Origin of the sequence: Cupriavidus lacunae (assembly GCF_003353055.1) — a bacterium.
In the GTDB taxonomy this organism is placed as follows: Bacteria; Pseudomonadota; Gammaproteobacteria; order Burkholderiales; family Burkholderiaceae; genus Cupriavidus; species Cupriavidus lacunae.
In genome coordinates, this window is sequence record NZ_QKWJ01000047.1 from 1 (window position 1) to 25,185 (window position 25,185).

The window sequence follows — 25,185 nt, forward strand, 5'->3', positions numbered from 1 at the left end:
ACCGTCAAGCCGCGTTGTTCCAGCACCTCGTACACCGGGATCCAATACACGCCGGTGGACTCCAGCGCGACCGTGTCCACGCCGCACGCCAGTAGCCAGTCGGCCAGCGCATGCAGATCGTCGGTCATTGCGCCGAACTCACGCACCGGCTCGCAGCCGGCCTGCTCGGCCAGATGCCGCGGCACTGCCACCCAGTGGCTCGACGCGCCCACGTCGATCCCCGCCGCATTTGGGAACACCTCGTCGTCGTCTCGCTTGCGCATCGCCATGGCCGGCTCCAAAATTGTCAGTGAACGGCAGCGCCATGGGAAGCGTCGAAGTTGACTCGATCTCCTGAACGGGATGCGCATCGCTGCGCTCACCACTGTCGCCGACGAATCCCGGACCAGGCTCATGTGCGGGCTCACTCCACGGCATGCCAGGCCGAGAGCGCGCACCATTGGAATGTCGGTCATCGCAGCGCTGCCGTTCACGGTATAGCCCATCCCCGTTTCTCCGCCCACGCCGAGGCCGGTAAGGGCCTTGGAATGCTCCTGAGAAACAAGGCGCGTGCCTCTTGAGAAACAAGGCGCGTGCCTGGCTGAAACCCGGCAACATGGGCATAACGATGACCCGCTTAATAACCACAAGTCATCGTTTCTCCGCCCACGCCGGGGCCGGAAGGGCCTTGAAATGCTCCAAAGCAACGCTCCAAAAGCAAAAAAGGGGGCCATCGCCCCCTGTTCCGGTCATTGCAGGCGCGCCTCACGCCATCGCGTAGCACATCAGCGCACCCACTCCCATCAGGAACACAAACAGCACCCCGGCCAGCGCCAGCGGCTTACGCCCGGCGCGCAATAGGTCGCCGATGCGGGTGTGCAGGCCAATCGCCAGCATGGCACAGGCCAGCAGCCAGTTGTCCAGCGCGATCAGCGGCGCCTTCCAGGCGGTGGGCACGGCGCCGGCCGAGTTGACCGCCATCACCGCGACAAACCCCACCGCGAACCACGGCACCGACTTCAGGATGCCGCGCAGGCGATTGCCGCCGGCAGCGCCTTGCTCCCCTTGCGACCCGCCTTGCGGCCACAGCGCCATCACCAGCAGCAGCGGACCCAGGGCCAGCACGCGCACCATCTTGGCCACCACGGCGGCGTCGGCCGTCGGCTCGCTGATCATCTTGCCGGCGGCGATCACCTGGGCCACTTCGTGCAGCGTGGCGCCGGTGAAGATGCCGAACATGCGCTCGCTGATGGCCCAGTGCCAGTGGCCGGTCGCCAGTTCATACAGATAGGGATAGAGCAGCATGCCGACGGTGCCGAACAGCACCACCGTCGCCACCGCCACCGCGGTCTGCTTGTCGTCGGTGCGCACCACCGACGACACGGCGATGGCCGCGGCCGCGCCGCAGATGGCGCTGCCCGAGCTGACCAGGATCGCCTCGCGGCGGCTCAGGCCGAAGAACGTCGTGCCCGCCCAGGTGCCGAACAGCAGCGTGGCCACCAGCATGGTCAGCGGCACCACGATGCCCGGCAGGCCCAGCGCGACGATCGAGGCAAAGGTCAGGCGCAGCCCGTACAGCGCCACGCCCATGCGCAGCAGATAGTGGCGGGCAACCTGCATCCCGGGTGCCAGCGGCGCCAGCCAGTGGCGCGGCAGCGTATTCGCGGCGACCATGCCGGCGCACATGGCCAGCGTCAACGCACTGAGGCCGTAGCGCGACACGGCCGGATGCTCGGCCAGCACCATCGCCAGCCAGGCAATGCCGCCCAGCGGGATCAGCGTCAGCAAACGCTGCGACCAGGGCGGCGGCAAGGCCGGCGCGGCGGCGGGGGCGGTGCGGGGGGCGGAGACGGAAGACATGGCAGGCTCGGGTTGTGTGCTTTGGTGACTCAAGCGTACTGGCGCCCACCTAACCCGTAAAACGGGTAATATCGTTATGCATTATTTGTTTTATCGATATGGATCCCCGCCCAGACTCCCACCACCCTTCGCCCCGGCCCGAACACCGGCCCCTGCGCCTGACGCTGCGCCAGCTATCCGTCTTCGTGGCCGTCGCCCAGCATGGCAGCACCATGGCGGCGGCGCAGGCGCTGGCGATGTCGCAGTCAGCCGTGAGCGCCTCGCTGGCTGAACTGGAGCGCGCCCTGGACAGCCCGCTGTTCGACCGCGTTGCCCGCCGCCTCAGCATCAATGAAACCGGGCGCCAGTTTTTCCCGCGCGCGCTGTCGCTGCTGGACCAGGCCCAGGAACTGGAACGTTTCGCGACCCAGACCGGGGTCCAGCTGCGCATTGCCGCCAGCAATACCATCGGCAGCTATATGCTGCCGCCATTGCTGGCGGGTTTCCGTCACTCGCGCAGCGGCCCATGCACGCTGGACCTGCGCATCGGCAATACGCGCGAGGTGCTGCAGTCGCTGCTGCAGTTCGAAGCCGATATCGGCCTGGTCGAAGGCGCCAGCCATGAGCGCGACCTGCGCAGCGTGCGCTGGTGCGACGACGAGATGGTGGTGATCGTGGGGCCCTCGCATCCGCTGGCGGCCGCGCCGCACGACCTGGTGGCGCTGCGCGATGCCGAGTGGATCGTGCGCGAGCCGGGCTCGGGCACGCGCGAAGTCATCGAGGAACGGCTGGTGCCGCTGCTGGGCGAGTTGCGCTTCGCGCTGGAGCTGGGCAACGCCGAGGCCATCAAGCGCGCCGTGATGAGCGGCTTCGGCGTCAGCTGCCTGTCGCTGCACGTGGTGCGCGATGAACTGGAACGCGGCACGCTGGTCGCGATCCGCGACGGCCTGCCGCGCATCGTGCGGCCGCTGCAGCTGGTGGTGCACCAGGACAAGTTCCCGACCCAGGGCTTGCTGGCCTTTACCGAATATCTGCGCACCATGGCGCCGCGGATCGGCGCCTGAGCCTGGCTCAGGCGCGCGCCTCAGGCCGGCTGCGGGTCCGCGCCGCGGCTGCGGCGTGCGGTGTACAAGTCGAGCAGGTGGAACAGCACCGGATTGAGCATGATCGACAGCAGCGCGCCGGCCAGGATCAGCGCCTGGCCCCGCTCGGGCAGGATCTTCAGGTAGACGCCAAGGCTGGCGAGGATGAACGAGAACTCGCCGATCTGCGCCAGGCTCACGGCGATGGTCATGCCGGTCTGCCCCGAGTGCCCGAAGGCGCGCACGATGCCCAGCGCCGCCAGCGACTTGCCGACCACGATGATAAACACCGTCGCCAGCACGCCCCACGGGTCGTTGACCAGCACCATCGGGTTGAACAGCATGCCCACGGAAACAAAGAAGAGCACGGCGAAGGCATCGCGCAGCGGCAGCGACTCCTCGGCCGCGCGATGGCTGAATTCGGATTCGGCCAGCACCATGCCGGCAAAGAACGCGCCCAGCGCGAACGACACGCCAAAGAGTGCGTAGGCGCCATAGGCCACGCCCAGCGCCGTCGCCAGCACGCCCAGGCGGAACATCTCGCGGTTGCCGGTCCAGACGATGCGCTCCAGCATCCACGGGATAAAGCGCCGGCCGATCACCAGCATCACCGCGACAAAGGCGGCCACCTTGCCCAGCGTCGCGAAGATCGCAAACACCACTTCACTGGTACCCGGCGCGGCCTCGCCGGATGCTTCGCCCGAGGGGACGCCGGAACCGGCGAGCAGGCCCGCCATCGCCGGCAGCAGCACCAGGGCCAGCACCATCGCCAGGTCTTCCACGATCAGCCAGCCAACCGCGATGCGGCCCTGCGGCGATTCCACCAGGTCACGTTCCTGCAGCGCCTTGAGCAGCACCACCGTGCTGGCCACCGACAGTGCCAGCCCGTACACCAGCCCCTGCCCCCATGACCAGCCGAAGCCCCAGGCCACCAGCATGCCCATCAGCGTGGCAATGCCGATCTGCACCACCGCGCCGGGGATGGCGATGCGCTTGACCGCCATCAGATCCTTGATCGAGAAATGCAGCCCCACGCCGAACATCAGCAAGATCACGCCAAGCTCGGCCAACTCCGGCGCCAGCGCCTGATCAGCGGTGTAGCCGGGCGTATGCGGCCCGACCACGATGCCCGCGCATAGATAGCCGATCAACGGCGGCAGGCGCAGCCGGCTGGCGACGGCGCCAAGGATAAAGGCCAGGACGATACCGCCGACGATGGTACTGATGAGCGGGGTGGCGTGATGCATGCGTGCGGGATTCCTCGTGTCAGGGGCTGAACGGCTAACCCGTTCCCTGCCCTGGCAACCACAACAGCGCATCCGGCGCGCACCAGCGGTCAGCGCGGGACAGTCGCCGCAACAATCGGCAGCAGCATCGGAACGGGGAAGAACGGGAAGTGCCGCAGCGGCCCCGGACACGCCGGCGGCGCGTCACGGATCGGGGATGGCGATTGACATGCTGCCCCGCGATCCATCTTGCGAAGCCCCCCGAAGAGCGTACGACAGGAGTAATGTAACATGCCCGCCACGTGCCAGCGCCAGGGAGATGGCGGGCAGTCCGGTGCCTGCTTGCTGTCATGGAAACGAGAGATGTGCCCGAAGCGGGCGCGGAAAACAAAAACGGCGCCGCGAGGCGCCGTTCTGCATGCAACTGGAGGCGGAGGTCGGAATCGAACCGGCGTACACGGCTTTGCAGGCCGCTGCATAACCACTCTGCCACCCCGCCAGGTGACGTGCTGCTGGATTGTATCCGCATTCAGCCAATGCTGCCGGAGCGCATCTTCGGCAAACTGCTTGCGGCGATTCAACCCAAACAAAAAGGGAAGCGTTGCTTCCCTTTGGGGATTGGAGCGGGAGACGAGTCTCGAACTCGCGACCTCAACCTTGGCAAGGTTGCGCTCTACCAACTGAGCTACTCCCGCATACAACTTTTACTGCCAGCCCCGCATCGCGTGATCACGCTGCCGGACCTTCTTTAACCTGGAGCGGGAGACGAGTCTCGAACTCGCGACCTCAACCTTGGCAAGGTTGCGCTCTACCAACTGAGCTACTCCCGCAGGGGCACCACCGAAATCAAACTAAGGTGTTTTATGCCGCAACACGCTGTTATTTCACAACATCTTGCGCTAAACCAACCTTATCTCGCTGCTTTCGTTTGCGTCGTCAGCAACGAGAATGAGATTATGCAAAGAACGGCTCTCCTCGTCAACACCTTTTTCGAAATTCTTTTCACTTCGGCGCGCCGGCGCGCGCCACCACCCCACTGCGCTCGCGGATCTGCGGCCATGCCAGCTTCATGTAATAGAACATCGACCACAGCGTCAGCACCGCCGCCACATAGATCATCCACGTGCCGAGCAGATGGGCATCGAAGCCAAGCAGGCGGTCGCTGTACAGCAGCAGCGGGATCGCAATCATCTGCACGGTGGTCTTGAGCTTGCCGAGGAAATTCACCGCGACGCTTTTGGAAGCGCCGATCTGCGCCATCCATTCGCGCAGCGCCGAGATGGTGATCTCACGCCCGATGATCACCAGCGCAATCAGATCGGTGACCCGCCCCAGCGCCAGCAGCGACAGCAGCGCCGCCGTCACCATCAGCTTGTCGGCGACCGGATCCAGGAAAGCGCCAAACGATGACGTCTGGTTCCAGCGTCGCGCAAGAAACCCGTCCAGCCAGTCCGTCACCGCGGCGATGATGAAGAACGACGCCGCCGTCAGGTTCTTGGTGTGCATCGGCAGCCATGCGTCCGGCAGGTAGAAGACCCCTACCACCAGGGGAATCATGGCGACGCGAAGCCAGGTCAGCAGGATCGGGATATTGAAGGGCATGGAACTCGGGCGGCGGGGGGACGGTAACCAATCTTGCGATTGTCGCCGATTTCCGGGCCAATCGACCATCATTGGCCATTTTCCTGCACGGCCGCCGCAAAGCGCGGCAGGCGCGATCAGTGCAGCTGCCGGTAGATCTCTTCGGCCAGGCCGCGTGAAATGCCCTCGACGCTGGCCAACTCATCGATGCTGGCAGCCATCACGCCGCGCAGCCCGCCGAAGCGGGTCAGCAGCTTCTGGCGCCGGCGCGCGCCAATGCCCTCGATCTCTTCCAGCCGCGAGGTGGTGCGCGTCTTGGCGCGGCGCGCGCGCATGCCGGTGATGGCAAAGCGGTGCGCCTCGTCGCGGATCTGCGCCACCAGCATCAGCGCGGCGCTGCCCTGCCCCAGCTCCAGCGAGGGGCGGCCATCGGCAAACACCAGCGTCTCCAGGCCGACCTTGCGGCCCTCGCCCTTGGCCACGCCGACCAGCAGGCCGATATCCAGCCCCAGCTCCTCGAATACCTGCCGCGCCACCTCGACCTGGCCCTTGCCGCCGTCGATCAGCACGATCTGCGGCACCAGGGCCGCGGCTTCGCCGCCGGCCTCCATGCCGCCGTCCTCCTGGATCTGCTCGACCAGCTTCTGGTAGCGCCGCGTCAGCACCTGGCGCATGGCCGCGTAGTCATCGCCGGGAATGATGTCCTGGATGTTGTAGCGACGGTATTCGCTGTTCTGCATGTCATGGTGGTGGTACACCACGCACGACGCCTGGGTGGCCTCGCCGGCGGTATGGCTGATGTCGAAGCATTCCACGCGCAGCAGCGCCAGGTCCTCCAGGTCCAGCCCGATGGTTTCGGCCAGCGCGCGCGTGCGGGCTTCGTGGCTGCCCTGCTCGGCCAGGCGGCGCGACAGCGCCAGCGCCGCGCCCTGCTGCGCCATCTCCAGCCAGACCTTGCGCTGGCCCTGGGGCTGGCGCACCAGCGTGACCTTGCGTCCGGCGTGCAGCGTCAGCGCCTCGAGCACCGTGGCATCGTCCAGCGCATGGCTGACGACGATGATGGGCGGCGCCGGCTGCTCCAGGTAATGCTGCACCATGAAGGCCGACAGCACGCGCGTGGCGATACGGTCGACGGTCAGCGGCGGCGCGGCTTGGGCGCTGTCCGCCCCCTCCGCACCGTCATCCGCGCGTTCATCGGCATCCTCGACGATCATCGCCGCTTCGTCGGCATGCGCCGGGAAGTACGCCTTGTCGCCCAGATGCCGGCTGCCGCGCACCATGGCCAGGTTGACGCAGGCGCGCCCGCCCTCCACGGCGACGGCCAGCACGTCGATGTCGCGCGCCTGCCCGCCCACCTCTTCCACCGCCTGGCGCTTGAGCACGGTCGACAGCGCCGCGATCTGGTCGCGCACCGCCGCAGCCTGCTCGAATTCCAGCCGCCCGGCGTGCTGCTCCATCTTGCCCTGCAGGCCCTCCAGCACCTCGGTCTGGCGGCCTTGCAGGAAGCGCGCCGCGTTAGTGACATCGCGCGCGTAGTCCTCTTCGCTGATGGCGTTGACGCACGGCCCGGTGCAACGATGGATCTGGTGCAGCAGGCACGGCCGCGTGCGGTTGTTGAAGACGGTGTCCTCGCAGGTGCGCAGCTGGAACACCTTCTGCAGGATCTGCATGCTCTCGCGCACGGCATAGGCGCTCGGGAACGGCCCGAAATACTGGTGCTTGCGGTCGGTGGCGCCGCGGTAGTACGCCATGCGCGGAAAGCGGTGCCCGGTCAGCTTGAGGAACGGGTACGACTTGTCGTCACGGAACAGGATGTTGTAGCGCGGCGCCAGCGCCTTGATCAGGTTGTTCTCGAGCAGCAGCGCCTCGGCCTCGGTGCGCACCACCGTGGTGTCGATGCGGGCAATGCGCGCCACCATCATCGCAATGCGCGGCGATAGCTGGGTCTTGTTGAAATAGCTCGATACCCGCTTCTTCAGGTCGCGCGCCTTGCCCACGTACAGCACATTGCCGTTGGCGTCGAAATAGCGGTATACACCGGGCAGGCCCGGCAGACGGGAGATGACCGGGCGGGCGTCAAACGGTTCGGCCGGCGCATCGGCGGCCAGCGCATCGGGCTGCTTGTCGGCCGGCTTATCGGCGGGCACGTCGGCGGGCACGTCGGCATGCGCCTCGGCCGGTACCTCGTCGGCGGGATTCGGGGAATCGGGTTGCTGCTCTGACATGTGGGGACGGTGACCGCTGCGGGCCAGCGCGCACCAAAGCGGCGTGGCCTCTAAAATCGCAAGTTTAGAGCAATTCCGCGGACGCCCTGCCCGCGCCCCCCCACACCCTACCGCACACACATGCCTATCCGCTCCTGGGACATCTTCTGCACCGTGATCGACAACTTCGGCGACATCGGCGTCTGCTGGCGGCTGGCCCGCCAGCTGGCGCAGGAGCACGGGCACGCGGTGCGGCTATGGGTCGATGACCTGGCAAGCTTCGCCCGCCTGGCGCCGGAGCTCGATCCCAGCGCCGCCGTGCAGCACCTGGCCGGCGTCGAGATCCGCCCGTGGCAGCCCGGCGCACGGGACAGCACCGGCGACGCCACGCCCCACGACGCCGTCATCGAAGCCTTTGCCTGCCACCTGCCGCAGGCCTTCCTCGACCGCATGGCGGCGCGCCAGCCCAAACCCGCCTGGATCAACCTGGAATACCTGAGCGCCGAGCCCTGGGTGCGCGAACACCACGCGATGCCCTCACCCCATCCGCGGTTGCCGCTGGTCAAGCACTTCTTCTTCCCCGGTTTCGAGCCCGGCACCGGCGGCCTGCTGCGTGAATCGATGCTGGGCGGGCAACGCCAGGCGTTCCTGAGCGGTGCGGCAGCGCAGGCGGCCCTGTGGCACCGGCTTGGCGTGACACCACGGCCCGATGCGCTGCGCGTGAGCCTGTTCGCCTACCGCAACCCCGCCCTGCCGGCGCTGCTGGAACAATGGCGCGCCGGCGGCGAGGCCATCCACTGCCTCGTCCCCGCCGGCCTGGCCGCCAGCCAGGTGGCGGAATGGCTGGGCGTCCCGCTGCAGCCTGGCGCGCCGGTGGAACGCGGCAGCCTGTGCGCGCAGGCCATCCCCTTCGTGAGGCAAGAGCACTATGACGAGCTGCTGTGGGCCTGCGACCTCAATTTCGTGCGCGGCGAGGATTCCTTCGTGCGCGCGCAATGGGCAGCGCGGCCGCTGGTCTGGCACATCTACCCCCAGGACGACGCCGCGCACCGGGTCAAGCTGGACGCCTGGCTCGACCTGTTCGGCCAGGGCGGGGTGGCCCCGGAGGCAGCGGCCGCGCTGACGGATTTCTGGCACGCCTGGAACGGCTACGGCAACGCCGTGAACTGGCCGCGCCTGCGTGCGCAGCTGCCGGCACTAGCGGCAATCGCGCCGCGCTGGGAGCGGCGTTTGCAGCACCCCGGCGACCTTGCCGCCAACCTGGTGGCGTTTTGCGAAAATCAGGTAAAATAACCGGTTGATCCAAATGGCGACCGGGCCGGAAAACCAGGGTCTTGTCCTGGCGTTGATGCAACGCCGGGCAAAGGCCTGAAAGCAAGCTGGGCACGGGGTCGCGAGCGCGTGGATCCTGGCTCTCGCGGGCTTACCGCGGGAACGCCGGCAGCGCGCCTTCGCCATTCCAAATTCCTAGACTTTATTTTTCAGGAAATCAGTTCAGATGAAAATCGCACAGGAACTCCGCGTCGGTAACGTGTTCATGATCGGCGGCGATCCGATGGTCGTGCAGAAGGCCGAATACAACAAGTCGGGCCGCAACGCCGCTGTGGTCAAGATGAAGTACAAGAACCTGCTGACGGACGCACCGGGCGAGTCGGTGTTCAAGGCCGACGACAAGTTCGAAGTGGTGGTGCTCGAGCGCCGCGAATGCACCTACTCGTACTTCGCTGACCCGATGTACGTGTTCATGGACACCGAATACAACCAGTACGAAGTCGAGAAGGACAGCATGGGTGACTCGCTGAACTACCTCGAGGACGGCATGAACGTCGAAGTGGTGTTCTACAACGACAAGGCCATCTCGGTCGAAATGCCGACCACGCTGGTCCGTGAGATCGTCTACACCGAGCCGGCCGTCAAGGGCGACACCTCGTCGGGCAAGGTGCTCAAGGGCGCAAAGATCAACACCGGCTTCGAGCTGCAAGTGCCGCTGTTCTGCAACATCGGCGACAAGATCGAAATCGACACCCGCACCGGCGAATACCGCAGCCGCGCCAACTAAGGCGCTTGCTTCGCCCCGCTTCAGCGCGGGGCCGGTCAATAAAAATGGCAGCCTCGGCTGCCATTTTTGTTTCTGCACGAGACCCGGTCAGGCGATCAGGTCGTGCTCCTTCAGCGTGCGCAGCGCGGCGCGGTACTCGCCTTCCTGGTGCAGCTTGTTCCAGTCCAGCGGCTTCCTGCGCGCGAACAGCTTGCGGATGCGGCGCTGCGAGGTCTTGTCGATGCCCGTGTCCAGCTCGGTCAGCAACTGGTCGGCGCGGTCCGGATGGTTGCAGATCAGCACCATGTCGCAGCCCGCGCTCAGCGCGGCACGCGCGGCCTCGGTGACGTTGCCGGCCACGCTGGCGCCTTCCATGCTGAGGTCGTCGCTGAAGATCACGCCCTCGAAGCCCAGTTGCGCGCGTAGCACGTCCTGCAGCCAGTAGCGCGAGAAGCCGGCCGGGTTCGGGTCGACCTTGGGGTAGATCACGTGCGCCGGCATCACCGACGACAGCGACAGCCCCAGCCATTCGTACGGGCGCGCATCCTGGCCGAGAATCTGGTCCAGCGGGCGCTCGTCGACCGGGATCGCCACGTGCGAATCGGCCTCGACATAGCCGTGGCCGGGGAAATGCTTGCCGCAGTTGCTCATGCCCGCCAGCAGCAGGCCGTGGTTCAGGTGGCCGGCCAGCATCGACACCACGCGCGGGTCGGCGTGGAAGGCGCGGTCGCCGATCACGGCACTGCGCCCATAGTCCAGGTCCAGCACCGGGGTGAAGCTCAGGTCGATGTCGCAGGCGCGCAGCTCGGCGGCCAGCACGTAGCCGCAGGCGACAGCCGCCTTGGTCGCGGCCAGCACGTCGCGCTCCCACAGCTCGCCCAGGCGGTGCATCGCCGGCAGGTGGGTGAAGCCGTCGGTCTTGCAGCGCTGCACGCGCCCGCCTTCATGGTCGATGCAGATCAGCACGTCGTCGCGCACCGCGCGGATTGCGCGCGTCAGCGCCTGCAGTTGCGCGCGCGACTCGAAATTGCGCGCGAACAGGATCACGCCGCCGGTCAGCGGATGCGCGATGCGGCGCGCGTCCTCCGCGTCGAGCTGCTTGCCGGCGACGTCGAGGACCACCGGGCCCGGCCGCTTGCCGGAATTCTTCTTGGACATGGAAGTGGTTGGATTCACAAAGCTGTAGGTTGGGACGCCGCCCCGCCCGTGCGCTCGGCAATGGCGAAGGCGACTGCGTAATCATGTTCGTCACTGACACTGACCCGCACGGCGAGCCCGCGTTCCGCCAGCCATGCAGCCAGTTCGCCATGGCATACCGGTGTCGGCTCGCCCGACGGCAGGTTCATCAGTTCCATGGCGCGCCACGTCATCGGCCAGCGCATACCCAGGCCGATGGCCTTGGAGAACGCTTCCTTGGCGGCGAAGCGCGTGGCCAGGAAGGCCAGGCCGCGCTTTTCGGAACGCGCCTTGCGGGCGTGGTACTTGGCCAGTTCATCCGGGCCCAGCACCTTCTCGGCAAAGCGGCCGTTGGTGCGTTCCATCACGCCCTGCACGCGGGCGATCTGGATGATGTCGGTGCCGACGCCGTAGATCACGCCGGGGTGCCCCCGGCAGGATATTGCGTGCCCAGGCGCGCGGCGACCATGATGGCCTTCATCTCGCGCACCGCGTTCTCCCAGCCCGCGAACACCGCATGCGCGACGATCGCGTGGCCGATGTTCAGCTCCTTGATGCCGGGCAGCGCGGCAATCGGCTGCACGTTGGTGTAGTGCAGGCCGTGGCCAGCGTTGACCACCAGCCCGTGCTTCTGGCCGGCATCGACGCCATCGGCGATGCGGCGGAACTCGATCGCCTGCTCATCGGGCGTATGCGCATCGGCGTAGCGGCCGGTATGCAGCTCGATCACCGGCGCGCCGCACGCGGCCGCGGCGGCGATCTGGCCGGCATCGGCATCGATGAACAGCGACACGCGGATGCCCGCACCGGCCAGCTGCGCGCACGCCGCCTTGACCTGCTCGAAGCGCCCGGCCACATCCAGGCCGCCCTCGGTGGTCACTTCCTCGCGGCGCTCCGGCACCAGGCACACGTCCTGCGGGCGGATCTCGCAGGCGATGTCGAGCATTTCCTGCGTGATCGCGCATTCCAGGTTCATGCGCGTGGCCAGTTGCGGACGCAGCGCGCGCACGTCGGCATCGCGGATATGGCGGCGGTCTTCGCGCAGGTGCAGCGTGATCAGGTCGGCGCCGGCCTGTTCCGCCAGCAGCGCGGCACGGATGGGATCGGGATACACGGTGCCGCGCGCATTGCGCAGCGTGGCGACGTGGTCGATATTGACGCCAAGGTCGATGACGCCCGGATTTGCGTGGAAGATCATGCGAGCAGGAGCAGGAGTAAGTCGGAGGGTTCTAGTCGGTCAGAGATACTGCAGGTCGATCAGTATCTGGCGCGTCTTCAGCGGCGCGCCTTGCAGATAATAATGCAGCAGGAAACGCATCAGCGCGCGGCTTTGCGCGGCGGTCTGCGCGCGGCTGTAGTCGTCCTGCGCCATGTCCAGCAGCGTCTGGCCCGACACTACCGGCCACGAAGAGGGGTCGCTCGGCTGCGCGCGGCGCACGCCGCGCTCGGGCTGGTAGACATAGTCCAGGCCGGGCAGGACCCGCTCGCCGGTGCTCAGGCACTGGTCGAAGGCCACCGCGAAGCCGGTTTCCTGCAGCAGCACGCGTTCAAAGCCGCGCAGCACCAGCCCGGCTTGCTCGCCGTGCGCCAGCCGCGTCAGCGTTGTCAGGTAATGGCGGAACAAGGCCGGATGCGCGTCCTCGCGCGGGCAGAAGCGCATCAGCAGCTCGTTCAGGTAGAACGCCGACAGCAGCGCATCGCCGGCCAGCGGCGGCATGCCGCCGACCCACTCGGCCTTGGTCAGGGTCTTGACCTCGCCGCGCCCGCTCCATGACACCGACACCGGATGGAAGTGCTGCAGCACAGCGCGCAACGCCGAGTGCGGGCGCTTGGCCCCCTTGGCCACCATCGAGATGCGGCCGTAGTCGCGCGTGAACAGGTCCAGGATCAGGCTGGTCTCGCGATACGGCCAGGCGTGCAGCACGAAGCCCGGCTGTTCGGCCACGCGCGATTCGGGGCGCGCCGGCACGATGCGCATGGCGCGGTCCATCATCGCCCGCGCAGCGGCGTCGGCCATGCCGGGCAGCGCCCTGCTGTCGAGCAGTTCGGCGGCCTCGTCGACCACGGGGTCGGCGCGGCGGGCGCGGGGCGCCGGCACGCGTGCGATATCAGCCGTCTTGCTCACCGGTGGCTCGCCTTTTTGCTCACTCGTAGCCGTACGCGCGCAACCCTGCTTCGTTGTCGGCCCAGCCGCTCTTCACCTTGATCCACATTTCCAGATAGACCTTGCCGTCGAACAGTCTTTCCATGTCCAGGCGCGCCTCGGTGGAGATCTGCTTGAGCTTGGCACCCTTGTTGCCGATGATCATGGCCTTGTGCGCATCGCGCTCGACCAGGATGGTGGCAAAGACGCGGCGCAGGCGGCCTTCGGTCTCGAACTTGTCGATGATCACGGTGCTGGTGTACGGGAGTTCGTCGCCGGTCCAGCGGAACACCTTCTCGCGGATGATCTCCGAGGCCAGGAAGCGCTCGCTGCGGTCGGTCATGGCGTCGGCGTCGTACATCGGCTCGCCTTCCGGCAGGTAGGGACGGATGATCTCGAACAGGCGCGCGATATGGTCACGGGTCTTGGCCGTCATCGGCACCACTTCGCGGAACGGGAACTGCTGCCCCATCTTTTCCAGGAAGGGCATCATCACTTCCGAGCGATTCTCGCCATTGACGCGGTCCAGCTTGTTGGCGATCAGCAGTACCGGCGTGTTCTTGGGCAGCAGCGACAGCACCTTCTCGTCGTCGGCGCCGTAGTAGCCGGCCTCGACCACGAACAGCACCAGGTCCACCGACGACAGCGTGGACGTGACCGCGCGGTTCAGCGAACGGTTCAGCGCGCTGGCGTGGCGGGTCTGGAAACCCGGCGTGTCGACGAACACATACTGCGCGTCATCCGTGGTCTGAATGCCGACGATGCGATGCCGCGTGGTCTGCGCCTTGCGCGAGGTGATACTGATCTTCTGGCCGACCAGCGCGTTCATCAGCGTGGACTTGCCCACGTTGGGGCGGCCGACGATGGCCACGGTGCCGCAGCGGAACGCCGCGGCCGGGGTATCCGCCGCGTCTTGCTGCGGATGGGTAGATTCGGTCATTCCTTCAACCTGAGAGACAGCTGTGGGTCTTGCGGCACGGGTTGCTTGCGGGTCTTTCCGGTACGCTCGGCGCGGCTGCGCTTGAGCAGCTGCGGCACCAGCTTCTGGACTTCGTCCAGGGCCAGCTTGGCGGCGGCCTGCTCGGCGGCGCGCCGCGAGGCGCCGGTGCCGAACACCCGGACTTCCAGTTTAGGCACCGTGCACTCGACTTCAAACTGTTGGCTGTGCGCGGCCCCGTGTGTGGCGATTACGTTATATTGCGGCAGGGCAATCTTGTGGCCCTGCAGGTATTCCTGCAGCAGGGTCTTGGCGTCCTTGCCCAGCGTGCGCGGATCGACCTGCTCCAGGATCGGGATATAGAGCTTGCGGATCAGCGCGCGCGCGGCATCGAAGCCGGCGTCCAGGAACACCGCGCCGACGATGGCTTCGAGCGCATCGGCCAGGATCGACGGGCGGCGAAAGCCCCCGCTCTTCAGTTCGCCCTCGCCCAGGCGCAGGGTGTCGGACAACTGCAGCATCTGGGCAATCTCATACAGTGCCTGCTGCTTGACCAGGTTGGCCCGCACGCGCGACAGGTCACCCTCGTCGAGCTTGCCGAACATGCCATAGAGCATGTCCGCCACGGCGCAGTTGAGCACCGAATCGCCCAGGAATTCAAGGCGTTCGTTGTGCTGGGCGCTGTGGCTGCGGTGCGTCAGCGCCTGTTGCAGCAATTCGGGCTTGCTGAATCGGTAGCCGAGTCGTTGCTGCAAGGCGTCGAGGTTCATATCAGTGCTGCGTTCCTGAATAGGTAATCAGTAGGCTCAGGGGTCCGTAGACGGGCACCTCGGTACGGTACGAGAAATCGACCGACTGGATGGTGCCGTTCTCGTCTTCCCGGACCAGGAGATCCTCGCCCTTTACTGCGGTAATCCGGTCGATGACTGCCTGCTTCTCAAAGAACTCGACCACTTCACGCTTGTTGGCGGCGCGCTGCTTGGCATAGCTGGCGGCGCGCTTGACCGAAAAATATTCCACCAGGCTCGGGATCGCGCGCAGGGCCGGCAAGGCCACGCCGATCACGAACACCACGATCACCAGCAGCGTCCAGACGGAAAACCCGCCCATGCCTGCCCGGCGTCGTGCCGGATTCCTTGCCCCCGCCTTCCCAAGTCGACCCATCGCGCTTGCCCTCTTTTGGTGTTGAGTGTTCTTGCGCCGCGGAGATTCTTCTTACTTGAACGATCCCACGCGTCCGAAATTGCCCAGGTTCATCCAGATCACAAACGCCTTGCCGACGATATTCTCGTCCGGCACGAAGCCCCAGTAACGGGAATCCAGGCTGTTGTCCCGGTTGTCACCCATGACGAAATAGTGACCCGAAGGTACCTTGCAAGTCACTCCCTGCTGATTGTAAGTGCAGTTTTCCCGGTACGGGAAATCCGGGTCCGCGCCGGCGACAAACGCCGGGCGGTCCGCGTCGTTCAGGATGCCATGATCGACGCCACTCGGCAGCTTTTCGCGGAAATGCCTGGAATACGCCAGGCGCTCCTCGTCAAGGAAGTCCGGCAGCGCGGTGTACTCGGCCGGCTTGCCGTTGATGGTCAGGCGCTTGTTGGCGTACTGCACCACATCGCCCGGCACGCCAATCACGCGCTTGATGTAGTCGAGCGACGGGTCCTTCGGGTAGCGGAACACCATCACGTCGCCGCGCTGCGGCTGGCCCATCTCCACGACCTTCTTGTTCACCACCGGCAGGCGGATACCGTACTCGTACTTGTTGACGAGGATGAAATCGCCGATCAGCAGCGTCGGGATCATCGAGCCGGACGGGATCTTGAACGGCTCGACCACGAACGAGCGCAGCACGAACACCGCCAGGATCACCGGGAAGAAACTGGCCGAGTACTCCAGCCACCACGGCTGGCGCAGCTTTTCTTCGGCCAGGCGCTTGCGCGTGGCGTCAGCTTCCGCCGCGCCGAAGCTGCCCTGCAGGCTGGCCTGGCGCGAATCGAACTCGGCCAGCGCCAGCCGCGCCGAAGAACGGCGCTGCCGCTCGAACACGAGCTTGTCCGCAACCCACGCGACGCCCGTAATCACCACCAGCACAAAAAGGATCAGTGCAAAATTCATGACGGCTTCTGGTTTTTTGAAATCCTGGTACAGCCTGTTCTGTCACCACGGCGGCAAGCGGCCGCGCGTGGCACTGCCACTGCCCGGCGCGGCGCCTTACTTGTCGTCCACCTGCAGGATAGCCAGGAAGGCCTCCTGCGGGATCTCGACCGTACCGACCTGCTTCATCCGCTTCTTGCCGGCCTTCTGCTTTTCAAGCAGCTTCTTCTTGCGCGTGATATCGCCGCCGTAGCACTTGGCCAGCACGTTCTTGCGCAGCGCCTTGACGTTTTCGCGCGCAATGATATTCGAGCCGATGGCCGCCTGGATCGCCACGTCGTACATCTGGCGCGGAATGATCTCACGCATCTTGGCCGCCACCTCGCGGCCGCGGTACTGCGAATTCGAGCGGTGCACGATCACCGACAGCGCATCGACCTTGTCGCTGTTGATCAGGATATCGACCTTCACCACGTCCGACGGGCGATATTCCTTGAACTCGTAGTCCATCGACGCATAGCCGCGCGACACCGACTTCAGGCGATCGAAGAAGTCCATCACGATTTCCGCCATCGGAATCTCGTAGGTCAGCTGCACCTGCTTGCCGTGGTAGCTCATATTGATTTGCGAGCCGCGCTTCTGCGTGCACAGCGTGATCACCGAGCCGACATATTCCTGCGGCATATACAGGTTGACGGTAACGATCGGTTCCAGGATCGCCTCGATCTTGCTCGGGTCCGGCATCTTTGCCGGATTTTCCACGGTGACCATGGTGCCGTCGCGCATCTCGACCTGGTACACCACCGTCGGCGCGGTGGTGATCAGGTCCATGTCGAATTCGCGCTCCAGGCGCTCCTGCACGATCTCCATGTGCAGCAGGCCGAGGAAGCCGCAGCGGAAGCCGAAGCCCAGCGCCTGCGACACTTCCGGCTCGAATTGCAGCGAGGCATCGTTGAGCCGCAGCTTTTCCAGGGACTCGCGCAGTGCCTCGTACTGGTTGGCTTCCACCGGGTACAGGCCCGCGAACACCTGCGGCTTGACTTCCTTGAAGCCCGGCAGCGGCGCTTCGGCCTTGCGCTGCATGGTGGTGATGGTGTCGCCCACCTTGGCCGCCTTCAGTTCCTTGATGCCGGCGATGACAAAGCCCACCTGGCCCGCGGTCAGCGCATCGCGCTGGATCGACTTGGGCGTGAACACGCCTACCTGCTCCACCAGGTGCTGCGAGCCGGTGGCCATCAGCAGCACCTTGTCCTTGGTGCGCAGCGTGCCGTTGACCACGCGCACCAGCATCACCACGCCCACGTAGTTGTCGAACCACGAGTCGATGATCAGTGCCTGCAGCGGTGCGTCGGGGTCGCCCTTGGGCGGCGGCACCTTGGCGATCAGCGCCTCGATCACGTCCTGCACGCCCTGCCCGGTCTTGGCCGAGCACGGCGTGGCGTCCTGCGCATCGATGCCGATCACGTCCTCGATCTCCTGGATCGCGTTATCGGGGTCGGCCTGCGGCAGGTCGATCTTGTTGAGCACCGGCACCACCTCCACGCCCAGCTCGATCGCGGTGTAGCAGTTGGCCACGGTCTGCGCCTCGACGCCCTGCGAGGCGTCCACTACCAGCAGCGCACCTTCGCAGGCGGACAGCGAGCGGCTCACTTCATAGCTGAAGTCGACGTGCCCCGGGGTGTCGATCAGGTTCAGGTTGTATACCTGGCCGTCGCGCGCCTTGTAGCTGAGCGCGGCGGTCTGTGCCTTGATGGTGATGCCGCGCTCTTTTTCGATATCCATCGAATCGAGGACCTGCGCTTCCATCTCCCGATCCGACAGCCCTCCACAAAGCTGAATAATCCGGTCGGCCAGGGTGGACTTCCCATGGTCGATATGGGCAATGATCGAAAAATTACGGATATGGTCCATCTAGTGTTCAGGGGAGCGCCGGCATGAGGGCCCGGGCGGCAACAAGCGGTTGAGCGGCCCGGCGCCGCGCGCCGCAAGGCGTGCGCGGGCGTACCGCAGGTTCGGGGGGTGCAATTTTTGCGCCAATCCGCAATTTTACCGGATTTTCAATGACTTCCGGGTCGTCAAATGGCGGCGTGACACGGCCGCGGGCGGCATTCAGCGGGTGGTGTGCGCGGCACCATGTGCCTCAAGCCACACCCTTACCGCCGCCGCGTCGAGGAAATAGTGACAAAGCGGCTTCGCGTCGTCTTGCAGGTCGGCCGGCGCGCCCGACATCAGCACCGGCACCAGTTCGCCGAAGCGGTCTTCCAGCCCCGCGTCGGCATCGACATCCACCTCATGCAGGGTGAAAGAAAAATCGCGCCGGAGTGGCTCCAGCGCGACCTTCATATCATCGCACAAATGGCAGTATGCCCGGCCGTACAGGGTCAGCGCGGGCAAGCTGGTCATGGCGCAGCCACTGCGGCTCAGCGGCTGGACGTGGCGCCCGGGCGCAGCGTCAGCACCTGGGTGGCGTCGCCGCGCCGCACGAACACCGCGGCGATCCGGCTCTTGTCCAGGCCGCGCACCAGCTCGTTGAACTGGCGGGCGTTGGTCACGTCCGTGTCGCCCAGCCGCAGGATGATGTCGCCCGGCCGGATGCCGGCACGCAGTGCCGGGCCGTCGGCCACTTCCACCTCGACGCCGGACTTGAGCTTGAGCTCCTTCAGGCGTGCATCGGGCAGGTCGCTGACCACCAGGCCCAGCGCGTTGGGCTTGCTGGCCGGCGCGGTGCTGTCGTCCTTGGGCGTGGCATTGCCGCGCGCCTTGGTCTTGCCATCCGGTTCCAGCTCGGTAACCGTGATCGTGACGTCGCGGGTCGCACCCTTGCGCCACAGCTGCAGCGGCACGCGCGTACCCGGCTTGGTCTCGCCCACCATGCGCGGCAGGTCCGAGGCGCGTTCGATATCGCGGCCGTTGAACTTCAGGATGATATCGCCGGGCTCGATGCCCGCCTTCTCGGCAGGACCGCCCGGCTCCACGCTGCCGACCAGCGCGCCGCGCGCACGGCCCAGGCCCAGCGAATCGGCCACCTCCTTGGTGACGTCGCCGATTGCCACGGCAATGCGGCCGCGCGTCACGCGGCCCGTGGCCTTGAGCTGCTCGGTCACGCGCATGGCCTCGTCGATCGGGATCGCGAACGAGATGCCCATATAGCCGCCGCTGCGGCTGTAGATCTGCGAGTTGATGCCGATCACCTCGCCGCGCAGGTTGATCAGCGGGCCGCCGGAGTTGCCGGGGTTGACCGCCACATCGGTCTGGATGAACGGCAGGTAGTCGCCGGTGTCGCGGCCCTTGGCCGAGACGATGCCGGCGGTCACGCTGTTGTCCAGCCCGAACGGCGAGCCGATCGCCAGCACCCATTCGCCGGCGCGGACCTTGTTGGAATCGCCCAGCGGCAGGCGCGGCAGGCCGGTGGCCTCGACCTTGAGCAGCGCCACGTCGGTGCGCTTGTCGGAGCCGATCAGCTTGGCCTTGAATTCACGCTTGTCGGGCAGCGTCACATAGATGGTTTCGGCGTCGGCCACCACGTGCGCGTTGGTCATCACGTAGCCGTCCTGGCTGATGATGAAGCCCGAACCCACGCCGCGGCTCTGCTCTTCCGGCTGCGGCTGCTGGCCGCGGCGGGGGGCGCCGGGCGCCGGGGCACCAGGCATTGGCACGCCGAAGAAGCGCCGGAAGAATTCCGCCATGTCGTCATCGCCGCCGGGCCCGCCGCGCTGGCGCACAAGTTCGGTGGTGCGGATATTGACCACGGCCGGGCTGGCCTTTTCCACCAGGTCGGTGAAATCGGGCAGGTTGTAGGTGGAGGCGGCAGCCTGGGCGTGGCTGACTTCGGCAACGGTAGGGCCGAGCAGCATCATGGCAGCCATGACCACGGCCCGCGCCAGGGCTGGAGATCTGAACATCATCGACAACTCCCGGGATTCAGCGAAAAGAAGAAAAACCGACTGGATGTGATCCCGTGGCGGGGACCCCTGCACAGGTTTCATGGAGCCGGCGCCGGGACAAGGTCCGGCGGCGTCGGCTGCACCTGCGTCAAGCTCAGTGTACCGCCTTGGGAGGGCGATATTCCACGGCCGTCGCAAACTGGCGGACGGTGCTCGCCGGCACCTCGCCCACCACGGTGATCCAGTAATCGGCAATCCGGCGCACCACGACCTGGGTCGCGCCGAGCGCGGCCACGCCTTCGCGGCGCACACGTTGCTCGGAAACCGGCTCGATAAAGACCGACAGGCCGGTCAGCCCGTCGCTGTAGACGACCTGCAGCACTTCGAAGACCTGCCCGCGCGCATTGCCCGGGGGCGGCGCGCGCAGTTCGCCAAGCGGCCGGCGGACTTCGCGGATCTTCTGGAAACCCTTGAGCGGCACGGTGATCGACCAGCCCTCGTCGGCGATATTGGCCGGCTGGTAGGTCACCTCATAGTGATTCCAGCCGCTGGAATTCTTGATCGCGCCGAGGATGCGCTGCTTCTCGGATGGCACGCCGATCTGCACCTGCGAAAACGCCACCTGTTCCAGCACCTTGCCGCCTTCGCCGATGGTCTGCGCGCGCATCAGCAGGCCGGAGTTTTTTTCCGCCCACAGGCGCACCGCGTAGCGCGCGGCATCGTGCGGCTCCAGCGCAAAGACCTCGCACTCCATGCCGGCCACGCGCTCGGCGGGCATCTTGCGCATGTCGTACAGGTCCAGCACGTCGTTCTTGTTGGTGGCGAGCAGCGCGGGGAAGCGGTCCTTGGCTTCCTGCTTTTCCACCACCACCAGCTTGGCCTCGGGAATCAGGCTGTGCACCACGTCGTTCTGCCGCAGCACCTCGCGCGGCTTGCCGTCGAGCGTTTCCAGGCGTTCGTACTCGTTGTGGACGAGATCGCTGTAATGCTGAATACGCGAGGCGTGCATGACGCTGCCGCGCTGATAGATCAGCGTGCCGACATAGTTCTCTTGCTGTGCGGCTTTGTGGATCTTGTTGAGCCAGGCGGTGGCGTCGCGTCGGTTCAGCGTACTGTCCGAAGGCTGCGCGGTGGCCGCTGCAGCGCTCAGACACAAGGCCAGAAAAAAGGACCTACGCAGGGCCCTGATTTTCTGCGCGCCCGCTACATAGGCGGGCGACACTCCTTTATGCATGTCCGGCATTATTCCTGCGTACTTTCCTGAGTGAAGTTTGCACCGTTGGCAACCGTGCGCATGGTCGGCACGAACGCTTCCGTTGCCACCGACGTGCGATGGGCACGCAGATATTCGTCCAGTCGCGGGTCGCGGATCATCTGGGGCGCTTCGGCGGCCACGGTGACGATGCCAGCCGGCTGGCCGGCAGCAGGCTGGTCGGCACGCGCCACCACGGCGTCCGGCGTGCCCAGCGTGGCAGGCCCGCGCATCTGCGGCACGACCACCCAGCTGACCGCCGCGACCGCGGCGGCGATCGCCGTGCCAGGCATCACGCGGCGCACCCACGATGGCCTGACCAGCAGGCGGTGGCGGGCACTGGCCTGCGCCACTGCCGGCACCAGTACGTGCGGCTCGGCTTCCAGGCGTGCGGAGAAACGAGAGAGGAAATCGGCGGTGGAGCCCGCGTGCGTCAGCTCTTCCGAGCGCAGCGTGTCGCCGATCAACTGGTAAGTGGTCCAGTCGGACATGCCGGCATCGCTTTTCGCGAGGCCCAGCACGGCATCGACTTCGTGCGGCGCCAGTTCGCCATCCATCAGTACGGAGATCTGCTCCGCTGCTTCCACTACATGAACCGACTGCTTATGAGCCTGACCCATTTCCCACCCCAAGACATTCCATTGAACACCGATAATCCCGTTACTTCTGTCGCTTATCGATGCAGGAATAGGCTGCAACGCTGGCCGCACGACATTCTTTTCTACTATCAACTGCTGGCGAACCACTACCACCGCTTGCCCTCTGCCGTTCCCAGCAGCGGACGCAATTTCTCGGCAATCGCCTCGCGCGCCCGGAAGATCCGCGAACGCACCGTGCCGATCGGACATCCCATCGCTTCGGCGATTTCCTCATAACTGAGGCCCTCGATCTCGCGCAGCGTGATGGCGGTCCGCAATTCTTCCGGAAGCGCCTCCATCGCGCGGTTCACCGTCTCGGCGACCTGGCGCGTGTGGAGCATCGACTCCGGCGTATTGATATCCCTTAGTTGCTCACCGTCCGCAAAAGTTTCAGCCTCTTCCGCATCGATATCGCTGGACGCTTCCGGCCGGCGGCCCTGGGTAGCCAGGTAGTTCTTGGCCGTGTTGACGGCGATCCGGTACAGCCACGTGTAGAAGGCCGACTCCCCGCGGAACTGGGGCAAGGCGCGGTATGCCTTGATGAAGGCATCCTGCGCCACATCCTCGACTTCAGCGGGATCCCTGACCAGGCGCGAAATCAGGCGAATGATCTTCCGATGGTATTTGGTCACCAGAAGTTCAAAGGCCCGCTTGTCGCCCTGCTGGACGCGTTCAACTAGGAGCTGATCGGCTTCGCGTTCGCTCACGTATGGCTCACCTGCAGTGTATCTCTTGGTTTAGTCGTCACGACAAACGTTGTATTTTACCTACGATTCTCAGCCCGCCCGGTGAAGCAACGCGCATCCTGTGACCGCAAGCTAACAAAATCGTTCCCAGCCGACGCATCAGGTTGCACCCGCAGTGCAACTCTGGCGGCACGTTGCAACCGCCGCGCCACCTCGGGCGCAGCCGCTTGCCAGGGAAGAAAGATGGCCCCCGGCATGCCGGGGGCACCGGGGACAAGGCGCACGACAGCGGCACCGCCGGCCTGCCAGCATTGCAGGACGACAGCCTCATGCCGGGCACCGCCCGGCGCTTCCAGCCGGATCCGCAATGGCCGCGTGCCGTCGCCCGCATCCTGCATGGCCGTGCAGCGCCAGCGCAGGCACTGCCACCGCGCCGGCCAGGCCCGCACTGTTGCCACCGCGGCAAGCGCAAGTCCCGGCCCGGCGGCGGCATGCCACCACTGGAACCCGGCCTGGCTGCCGGCGATGACATCGGCCAGCGTCCGCGCCAGCAGCGCGAGCGCCAGCAACTCACCGGCACAAAACACGAACAGGGTCCACCACAACGGGTGGACCCTGCCCTGGCGCAGCCCGCGAAGGGCCCGCCTCAACCACGGATCAGGCGCGGCGGAAAACAAGCGTGCCGTTGGTGCCGCCGAAACCGAAGTTGTTCTTCACCGCCACGTCGATCTTCATCTCGCGTGCCGTATTGGCCACGTAGTCCAAGTCGCACTCGGGATCCTGGTTGTCGAGGTTGATCGTCGGCGGCGATACCTGGTTGTGCAGCGCCAGCACGGTGAAGACCGATTCCAGGCCGCCGGCGCCGCCCAGCAGATGGCCGGTCATCGACTTGGTCGAGTTCACCACCATCTTGTAGGCCTGCTCGCCGAATGCGGCCTTGATCGCATCGGATTCGTTCTTGTCGCCCAGCGGCGTGGACGTGCCATGGGCGTTCAGGTAATGCACCTGGTCGGTATTGATGCCGGCGTCCTTGAGCGCGTTGACCATGCAGCGACGCGGGCCGTCCATGTTCGGCGCGGTCATGTGGTAGGCGTCGCCGCTCATGCCGAAGCCGATCAGCTCGGCATAGATGCGCGCACCGCGCGCCTTGGCCGACTCGTACTCCTCCAGCATCATCACACCGGCGCCCTCGCCCAGCACGAAGCCGTCGCGGTCCTTGTCCCACGGACGCGAAGCGGCGGCCGGATCGTCATTGCGCGTCGACAGTGCACGCGCAGCGGCGAAACCGCCGATGCCCAGCGGCGACACGGTCGACTCGGCGCCGCCGGCCAGCATGGCGTCGGCATCGCCGGCCTGGATCAGACGGGCGGCCAGGCCGATGCTGTGGAGGCCGGTCGTGCAGGCCGTCACGGCAGCCAGGTTCGGGCCCTTGATGCCGTGGATGATCGACAGGTGGCCCGCGATCATATTGATGATCGAGCCCGGCACGAAGAACGGCGAAATCCGGCGCGGACCACGCTCGGTCAGCACGGCATGGGTGTCCTCGATCATCGGCAGGCCGCCGATGCCCGAGCCCACCAGCACGCCGATGCGGTCGGCGTTGGCTTCGGTCACTTCCAGGCCGCTGTCTTTCAGCGCCTGCGTGCCGGCCGCGATGCCGAAATGGATGAACGTATCCATATTCCGGGCTTCCTTGGCGGGGATGTAATCCTCGGCATTGAAGCCCTTCACTTCGCCGGCGAAATGCACGGAAAGCGCGGAGTGATCGAATTTGGTGATGGTGGCGATGCCGGACTTGCCGGCTACCAGGTTGGCCCAGCCTTCGGCAACCGTGTTTCCGACCGGAGACACAAGGCCAAGCCCAGTGACGACGACGCGACGACGGCTCACTATGTTTTCCTACGGGTGCGTGAAACGGGAACGGAACGCAGAGCTGCCCGCCGCCGGCCCTGCGGGCCGCGCGGCGAAGCACATTCCATTCTGCTTCTTCGAACAGACGAAAGCCACAGAAAACAGCAAGGCGAGGCCGAGACGGCCCGCCCACCTGCCTTCTGTGGCTCGGAATGCAGAGACGACGGGCTTAGGCCTTGACGTGCGCGGTGGCGTAGTCGATAGCCTGTTGCACGGTCGTGATCTTTTCGGCTTCCTCATCGGGAATTTCCATGCCGAATTCATCTTCCAACGCCATCACGAGTTCAACCGTGTCCAGCGAGTCCGCACCGAGATCGTTCACGAACGACGATTCGTTCTTGATGTCTGCCTCGGCCACGCCAAGCTGTTCTGCCACGATTTTCTTGACGCGTTGTTCGATATTGTCCATGTAACCCTCCAGGGAAGTTCGACAAAAAGTGGGCGCATTTTAGCAGGTTTGAGGCGGCAGAAATGCCGCCTGCCAAGCTTTGCAAGAATCGCGCCCGTTTGGTTCG

24 protein-coding genes, 3 tRNA genes and 1 pseudogene are annotated in these 25,185 nt (G+C 65.7%); 3 read left to right on the plus strand and 25 right to left on the minus strand.

Annotated elements, in window-relative coordinates; all coding sequences use genetic code 11:
- A pseudogene (locus DN412_RS44735) lies at nt 1–485 on the minus strand (hypothetical protein); the annotation flags it as partial.
- 259 nt (nt 486–744) lie between these two features.
- On the minus strand, nt 745–1,839 hold the full coding sequence (locus tag DN412_RS27515; RefSeq protein ID WP_115214472.1) for a YeiH family protein: 1,095 nt from the start codon (nt 1,837–1,839) through the stop codon (nt 745–747).
- A 98-nt stretch (nt 1,840–1,937) separates the two neighbouring features.
- Here DN412_RS27515 and DN412_RS27520 point away from each other — a divergent pair, with 98 nt between their 5' ends.
- Nucleotides 1,938–2,882 (plus strand): LysR family transcriptional regulator, encoded by a 945-nt coding sequence (locus tag DN412_RS27520; protein ID WP_115214473.1) that lies wholly within the window; start codon nt 1,938–1,940, stop codon nt 2,880–2,882.
- 20 nt (nt 2,883–2,902) lie between these two features.
- On the opposite strand, the gene DN412_RS27525 is transcribed toward DN412_RS27520, so the two are convergent.
- The 6 genes from DN412_RS27525 to uvrC all read right to left on the minus strand — a co-directional run bounded on the left by DN412_RS27525 (nt 2,903) and on the right by uvrC (nt 7,932).
- Nucleotides 2,903–4,147: a cation:proton antiporter domain-containing protein gene (locus tag DN412_RS27525; RefSeq protein WP_115214474.1), complete on the minus strand. Its 1,245-nt coding sequence runs from the start codon at nt 4,145–4,147 to the stop codon at nt 2,903–2,905.
- A gap of 404 nt (nt 4,148–4,551) precedes the next feature.
- Nucleotides 4,552–4,625, minus strand: a tRNA-Cys gene (locus DN412_RS27530).
- A 120-nt stretch (nt 4,626–4,745) separates the two neighbouring features.
- Nucleotides 4,746–4,821, minus strand: a tRNA-Gly gene (locus tag DN412_RS27535).
- A gap of 59 nt (nt 4,822–4,880) precedes the next feature.
- A tRNA-Gly gene (locus DN412_RS27540) sits at nt 4,881–4,956 on the minus strand.
- A 172-nt stretch (nt 4,957–5,128) separates the two neighbouring features.
- The gene (pgsA, locus tag DN412_RS27545; RefSeq protein WP_115214475.1) at nt 5,129–5,728 is read right to left on the minus strand and encodes a CDP-diacylglycerol--glycerol-3-phosphate 3-phosphatidyltransferase; all 600 of its coding nucleotides are present in this window, start codon (nt 5,726–5,728) and stop codon (nt 5,129–5,131) included.
- Nucleotides 5,729–5,844: 116 nt separating this feature from the next.
- Nucleotides 5,845–7,932, minus strand: a complete 2,088-nt coding sequence (gene uvrC / locus DN412_RS27550; protein ID WP_115214476.1) for an excinuclease ABC subunit UvrC — start codon at nt 7,930–7,932, stop codon at nt 5,845–5,847.
- Between the two features lie 120 nt (nt 7,933–8,052).
- On the opposite strand from uvrC, the gene earP reads away from it, so the two are divergent.
- Entirely contained in the window at nt 8,053–9,204 is a 1,152-nt protein-coding gene (earP, locus tag DN412_RS27555; RefSeq protein ID WP_115214477.1) for an elongation factor P maturation arginine rhamnosyltransferase EarP, read from the plus strand.
- A gap of 205 nt (nt 9,205–9,409) precedes the next feature.
- On the plus strand, nt 9,410–9,970 hold the full coding sequence (efp, locus tag DN412_RS27560; protein ID WP_115214478.1) for an elongation factor P: 561 nt from the start codon (nt 9,410–9,412) through the stop codon (nt 9,968–9,970).
- Between the two features lie 87 nt (nt 9,971–10,057).
- Here efp and nagZ read toward each other — a convergent pair whose 3' ends face one another.
- From nagZ to acpP, 17 genes are all read right to left on the minus strand, one after another.
- Nucleotides 10,058–11,107, minus strand: coding sequence for a beta-N-acetylhexosaminidase (gene nagZ, locus DN412_RS27565; RefSeq protein ID WP_115214479.1), 1,050 nt, complete (start codon nt 11,105–11,107; stop codon nt 10,058–10,060).
- Between the two features lie 14 nt (nt 11,108–11,121).
- Nucleotides 11,122–11,544, minus strand: a complete 423-nt coding sequence (gene acpS / locus DN412_RS27570) for a holo-ACP synthase (protein ID WP_078197090.1) — start codon at nt 11,542–11,544, stop codon at nt 11,122–11,124.
- Nucleotides 11,541–12,323 carry a pyridoxine 5'-phosphate synthase gene (gene pdxJ, locus DN412_RS27575; RefSeq protein ID WP_115214480.1) on the minus strand — a complete coding sequence of 261 codons (783 nt, stop codon included), beginning with the start codon at nt 12,321–12,323 and terminating at the stop codon, nt 11,541–11,543. The genes acpS and pdxJ overlap by 4 nt, the downstream gene beginning before the upstream one ends.
- Nucleotides 12,324–12,362: 39 nt before the next feature.
- Entirely contained in the window at nt 12,363–13,250 is an 888-nt protein-coding gene (gene recO / locus DN412_RS27580; protein ID WP_115214481.1) for a DNA repair protein RecO, read from the minus strand.
- Between the two features lie 19 nt (nt 13,251–13,269).
- Nucleotides 13,270–14,208, minus strand: coding sequence for a GTPase Era (gene era / locus DN412_RS27585; protein WP_115214482.1), 939 nt, complete (start codon nt 14,206–14,208; stop codon nt 13,270–13,272).
- Nucleotides 14,205–14,975, minus strand: coding sequence for a ribonuclease III (gene rnc / locus DN412_RS27590; protein ID WP_010814690.1), 771 nt, complete (start codon nt 14,973–14,975; stop codon nt 14,205–14,207). The genes era and rnc overlap by 4 nt, the downstream gene beginning before the upstream one ends.
- A 1-nt stretch (nt 14,976) precedes the next feature.
- On the minus strand, nt 14,977–15,369 hold the full coding sequence (locus DN412_RS27595; RefSeq protein WP_115214483.1) for a DUF4845 domain-containing protein: 393 nt from the start codon (nt 15,367–15,369) through the stop codon (nt 14,977–14,979).
- 51 nt (nt 15,370–15,420) lie between these two features.
- The gene (gene lepB / locus DN412_RS27600) at nt 15,421–16,320 is read right to left on the minus strand and encodes a signal peptidase I (RefSeq protein ID WP_115214484.1); all 900 of its coding nucleotides are present in this window, start codon (nt 16,318–16,320) and stop codon (nt 15,421–15,423) included.
- 96 nt (nt 16,321–16,416) lie between these two features.
- A complete protein-coding gene (lepA, locus tag DN412_RS27605) occupies nt 16,417–18,210 on the minus strand; it encodes a translation elongation factor 4 (RefSeq protein WP_115214485.1) in 1,794 nt (597 codons plus the stop codon).
- Nucleotides 18,211–18,408: 198 nt separating this feature from the next.
- Nucleotides 18,409–18,702 carry a glutaredoxin family protein gene (locus DN412_RS27610; RefSeq protein WP_425267452.1) on the minus strand — a complete coding sequence of 98 codons (294 nt, stop codon included), beginning with the start codon at nt 18,700–18,702 and terminating at the stop codon, nt 18,409–18,411.
- 17 nt (nt 18,703–18,719) lie between these two features.
- Nucleotides 18,720–20,204 carry a DegQ family serine endoprotease gene (locus DN412_RS27615; RefSeq protein ID WP_115214486.1) on the minus strand — a complete coding sequence of 495 codons (1,485 nt, stop codon included), beginning with the start codon at nt 20,202–20,204 and terminating at the stop codon, nt 18,720–18,722.
- Between the two features lie 133 nt (nt 20,205–20,337).
- Nucleotides 20,338–21,417 carry a MucB/RseB C-terminal domain-containing protein gene (locus tag DN412_RS27620; protein WP_115214513.1) on the minus strand — a complete coding sequence of 360 codons (1,080 nt, stop codon included), beginning with the start codon at nt 21,415–21,417 and terminating at the stop codon, nt 20,338–20,340.
- 8 nt (nt 21,418–21,425) lie between these two features.
- The gene (locus tag DN412_RS27625; RefSeq protein ID WP_115214487.1) at nt 21,426–22,055 is read right to left on the minus strand and encodes a sigma-E factor negative regulatory protein; all 630 of its coding nucleotides are present in this window, start codon (nt 22,053–22,055) and stop codon (nt 21,426–21,428) included.
- Between the two features lie 125 nt (nt 22,056–22,180).
- Nucleotides 22,181–22,780, minus strand: a complete 600-nt coding sequence (gene rpoE, locus DN412_RS27630; protein WP_010814682.1) for an RNA polymerase sigma factor RpoE — start codon at nt 22,778–22,780, stop codon at nt 22,181–22,183.
- A gap of 56 nt (nt 22,781–22,836) precedes the next feature.
- A complete protein-coding gene (locus DN412_RS27635; RefSeq protein ID WP_244222807.1) occupies nt 22,837–23,364 on the minus strand; it encodes a hypothetical protein in 528 nt (175 codons plus the stop codon).
- A gap of 52 nt (nt 23,365–23,416) precedes the next feature.
- On the minus strand, nt 23,417–24,649 hold the full coding sequence (gene fabF / locus DN412_RS27640) for a beta-ketoacyl-ACP synthase II (protein ID WP_115214488.1): 1,233 nt from the start codon (nt 24,647–24,649) through the stop codon (nt 23,417–23,419).
- A 190-nt stretch (nt 24,650–24,839) separates the two neighbouring features.
- Complete coding sequence (acpP, locus tag DN412_RS27645; RefSeq protein WP_008644813.1) at nt 24,840–25,079, minus strand: acyl carrier protein; 240 nt, start codon at nt 25,077–25,079, stop codon at nt 24,840–24,842.
- Nucleotides 25,080–25,185 lie beyond the last annotated feature (106 nt).

Coding starts and splice junctions, on each gene's coding strand:
- acpP (WP_008644813.1), bottom strand. CDS start 25,079: ATGGACAATATCGAACAACGCGTCAAGAAAATCGTGGCAGAACAGCTT.
- nagZ (WP_115214479.1), bottom strand. CDS start 11,107: ATGTCCAAGAAGAATTCCGGCAAGCGGCCGGGCCCGGTGGTCCTCGAC.
- DN412_RS27595 (WP_115214483.1), bottom strand. CDS start 15,369: ATGGGTCGACTTGGGAAGGCGGGGGCAAGGAATCCGGCACGACGCCGG.
- rnc (WP_010814690.1), bottom strand. CDS start 14,975: ATGAACCTCGACGCCTTGCAGCAACGACTCGGCTACCGATTCAGCAAG.
- uvrC (WP_115214476.1), bottom strand. CDS start 7,932: ATGTCAGAGCAGCAACCCGATTCCCCGAATCCCGCCGACGAGGTACCG.
- lepB (WP_115214484.1), bottom strand. CDS start 16,320: ATGAATTTTGCACTGATCCTTTTTGTGCTGGTGGTGATTACGGGCGTC.
- pgsA (WP_115214475.1), bottom strand. CDS start 5,728: ATGCCCTTCAATATCCCGATCCTGCTGACCTGGCTTCGCGTCGCCATG.
- DN412_RS27620 (WP_115214513.1), bottom strand. CDS start 21,417: ATGCATAAAGGAGTGTCGCCCGCCTATGTAGCGGGCGCGCAGAAAATC.
- DN412_RS27615 (WP_115214486.1), bottom strand. CDS start 20,204: ATGATGTTCAGATCTCCAGCCCTGGCGCGGGCCGTGGTCATGGCTGCC.
- DN412_RS27610 (WP_425267452.1), bottom strand. CDS start 18,702: ATGACCAGCTTGCCCGCGCTGACCCTGTACGGCCGGGCATACTGCCAT.
- DN412_RS27515 (WP_115214472.1), bottom strand. CDS start 1,839: ATGTCTTCCGTCTCCGCCCCCCGCACCGCCCCCGCCGCCGCGCCGGCC.
- DN412_RS27625 (WP_115214487.1), bottom strand. CDS start 22,055: ATGGGTCAGGCTCATAAGCAGTCGGTTCATGTAGTGGAAGCAGCGGAG.
- era (WP_115214482.1), bottom strand. CDS start 14,208: ATGACCGAATCTACCCATCCGCAGCAAGACGCGGCGGATACCCCGGCC.
- lepA (WP_115214485.1), bottom strand. CDS start 18,210: ATGGACCATATCCGTAATTTTTCGATCATTGCCCATATCGACCATGGG.
- DN412_RS27520 (WP_115214473.1), top strand. CDS start 1,938: ATGGATCCCCGCCCAGACTCCCACCACCCTTCGCCCCGGCCCGAACAC.
- DN412_RS27525 (WP_115214474.1), bottom strand. CDS start 4,147: ATGCATCACGCCACCCCGCTCATCAGTACCATCGTCGGCGGTATCGTC.
- pdxJ (WP_115214480.1), bottom strand. CDS start 12,323: ATGATCTTCCACGCAAATCCGGGCGTCATCGACCTTGGCGTCAATATC.
- earP (WP_115214477.1), top strand. CDS start 8,053: ATGCCTATCCGCTCCTGGGACATCTTCTGCACCGTGATCGACAACTTC.
- efp (WP_115214478.1), top strand. CDS start 9,410: ATGAAAATCGCACAGGAACTCCGCGTCGGTAACGTGTTCATGATCGGC.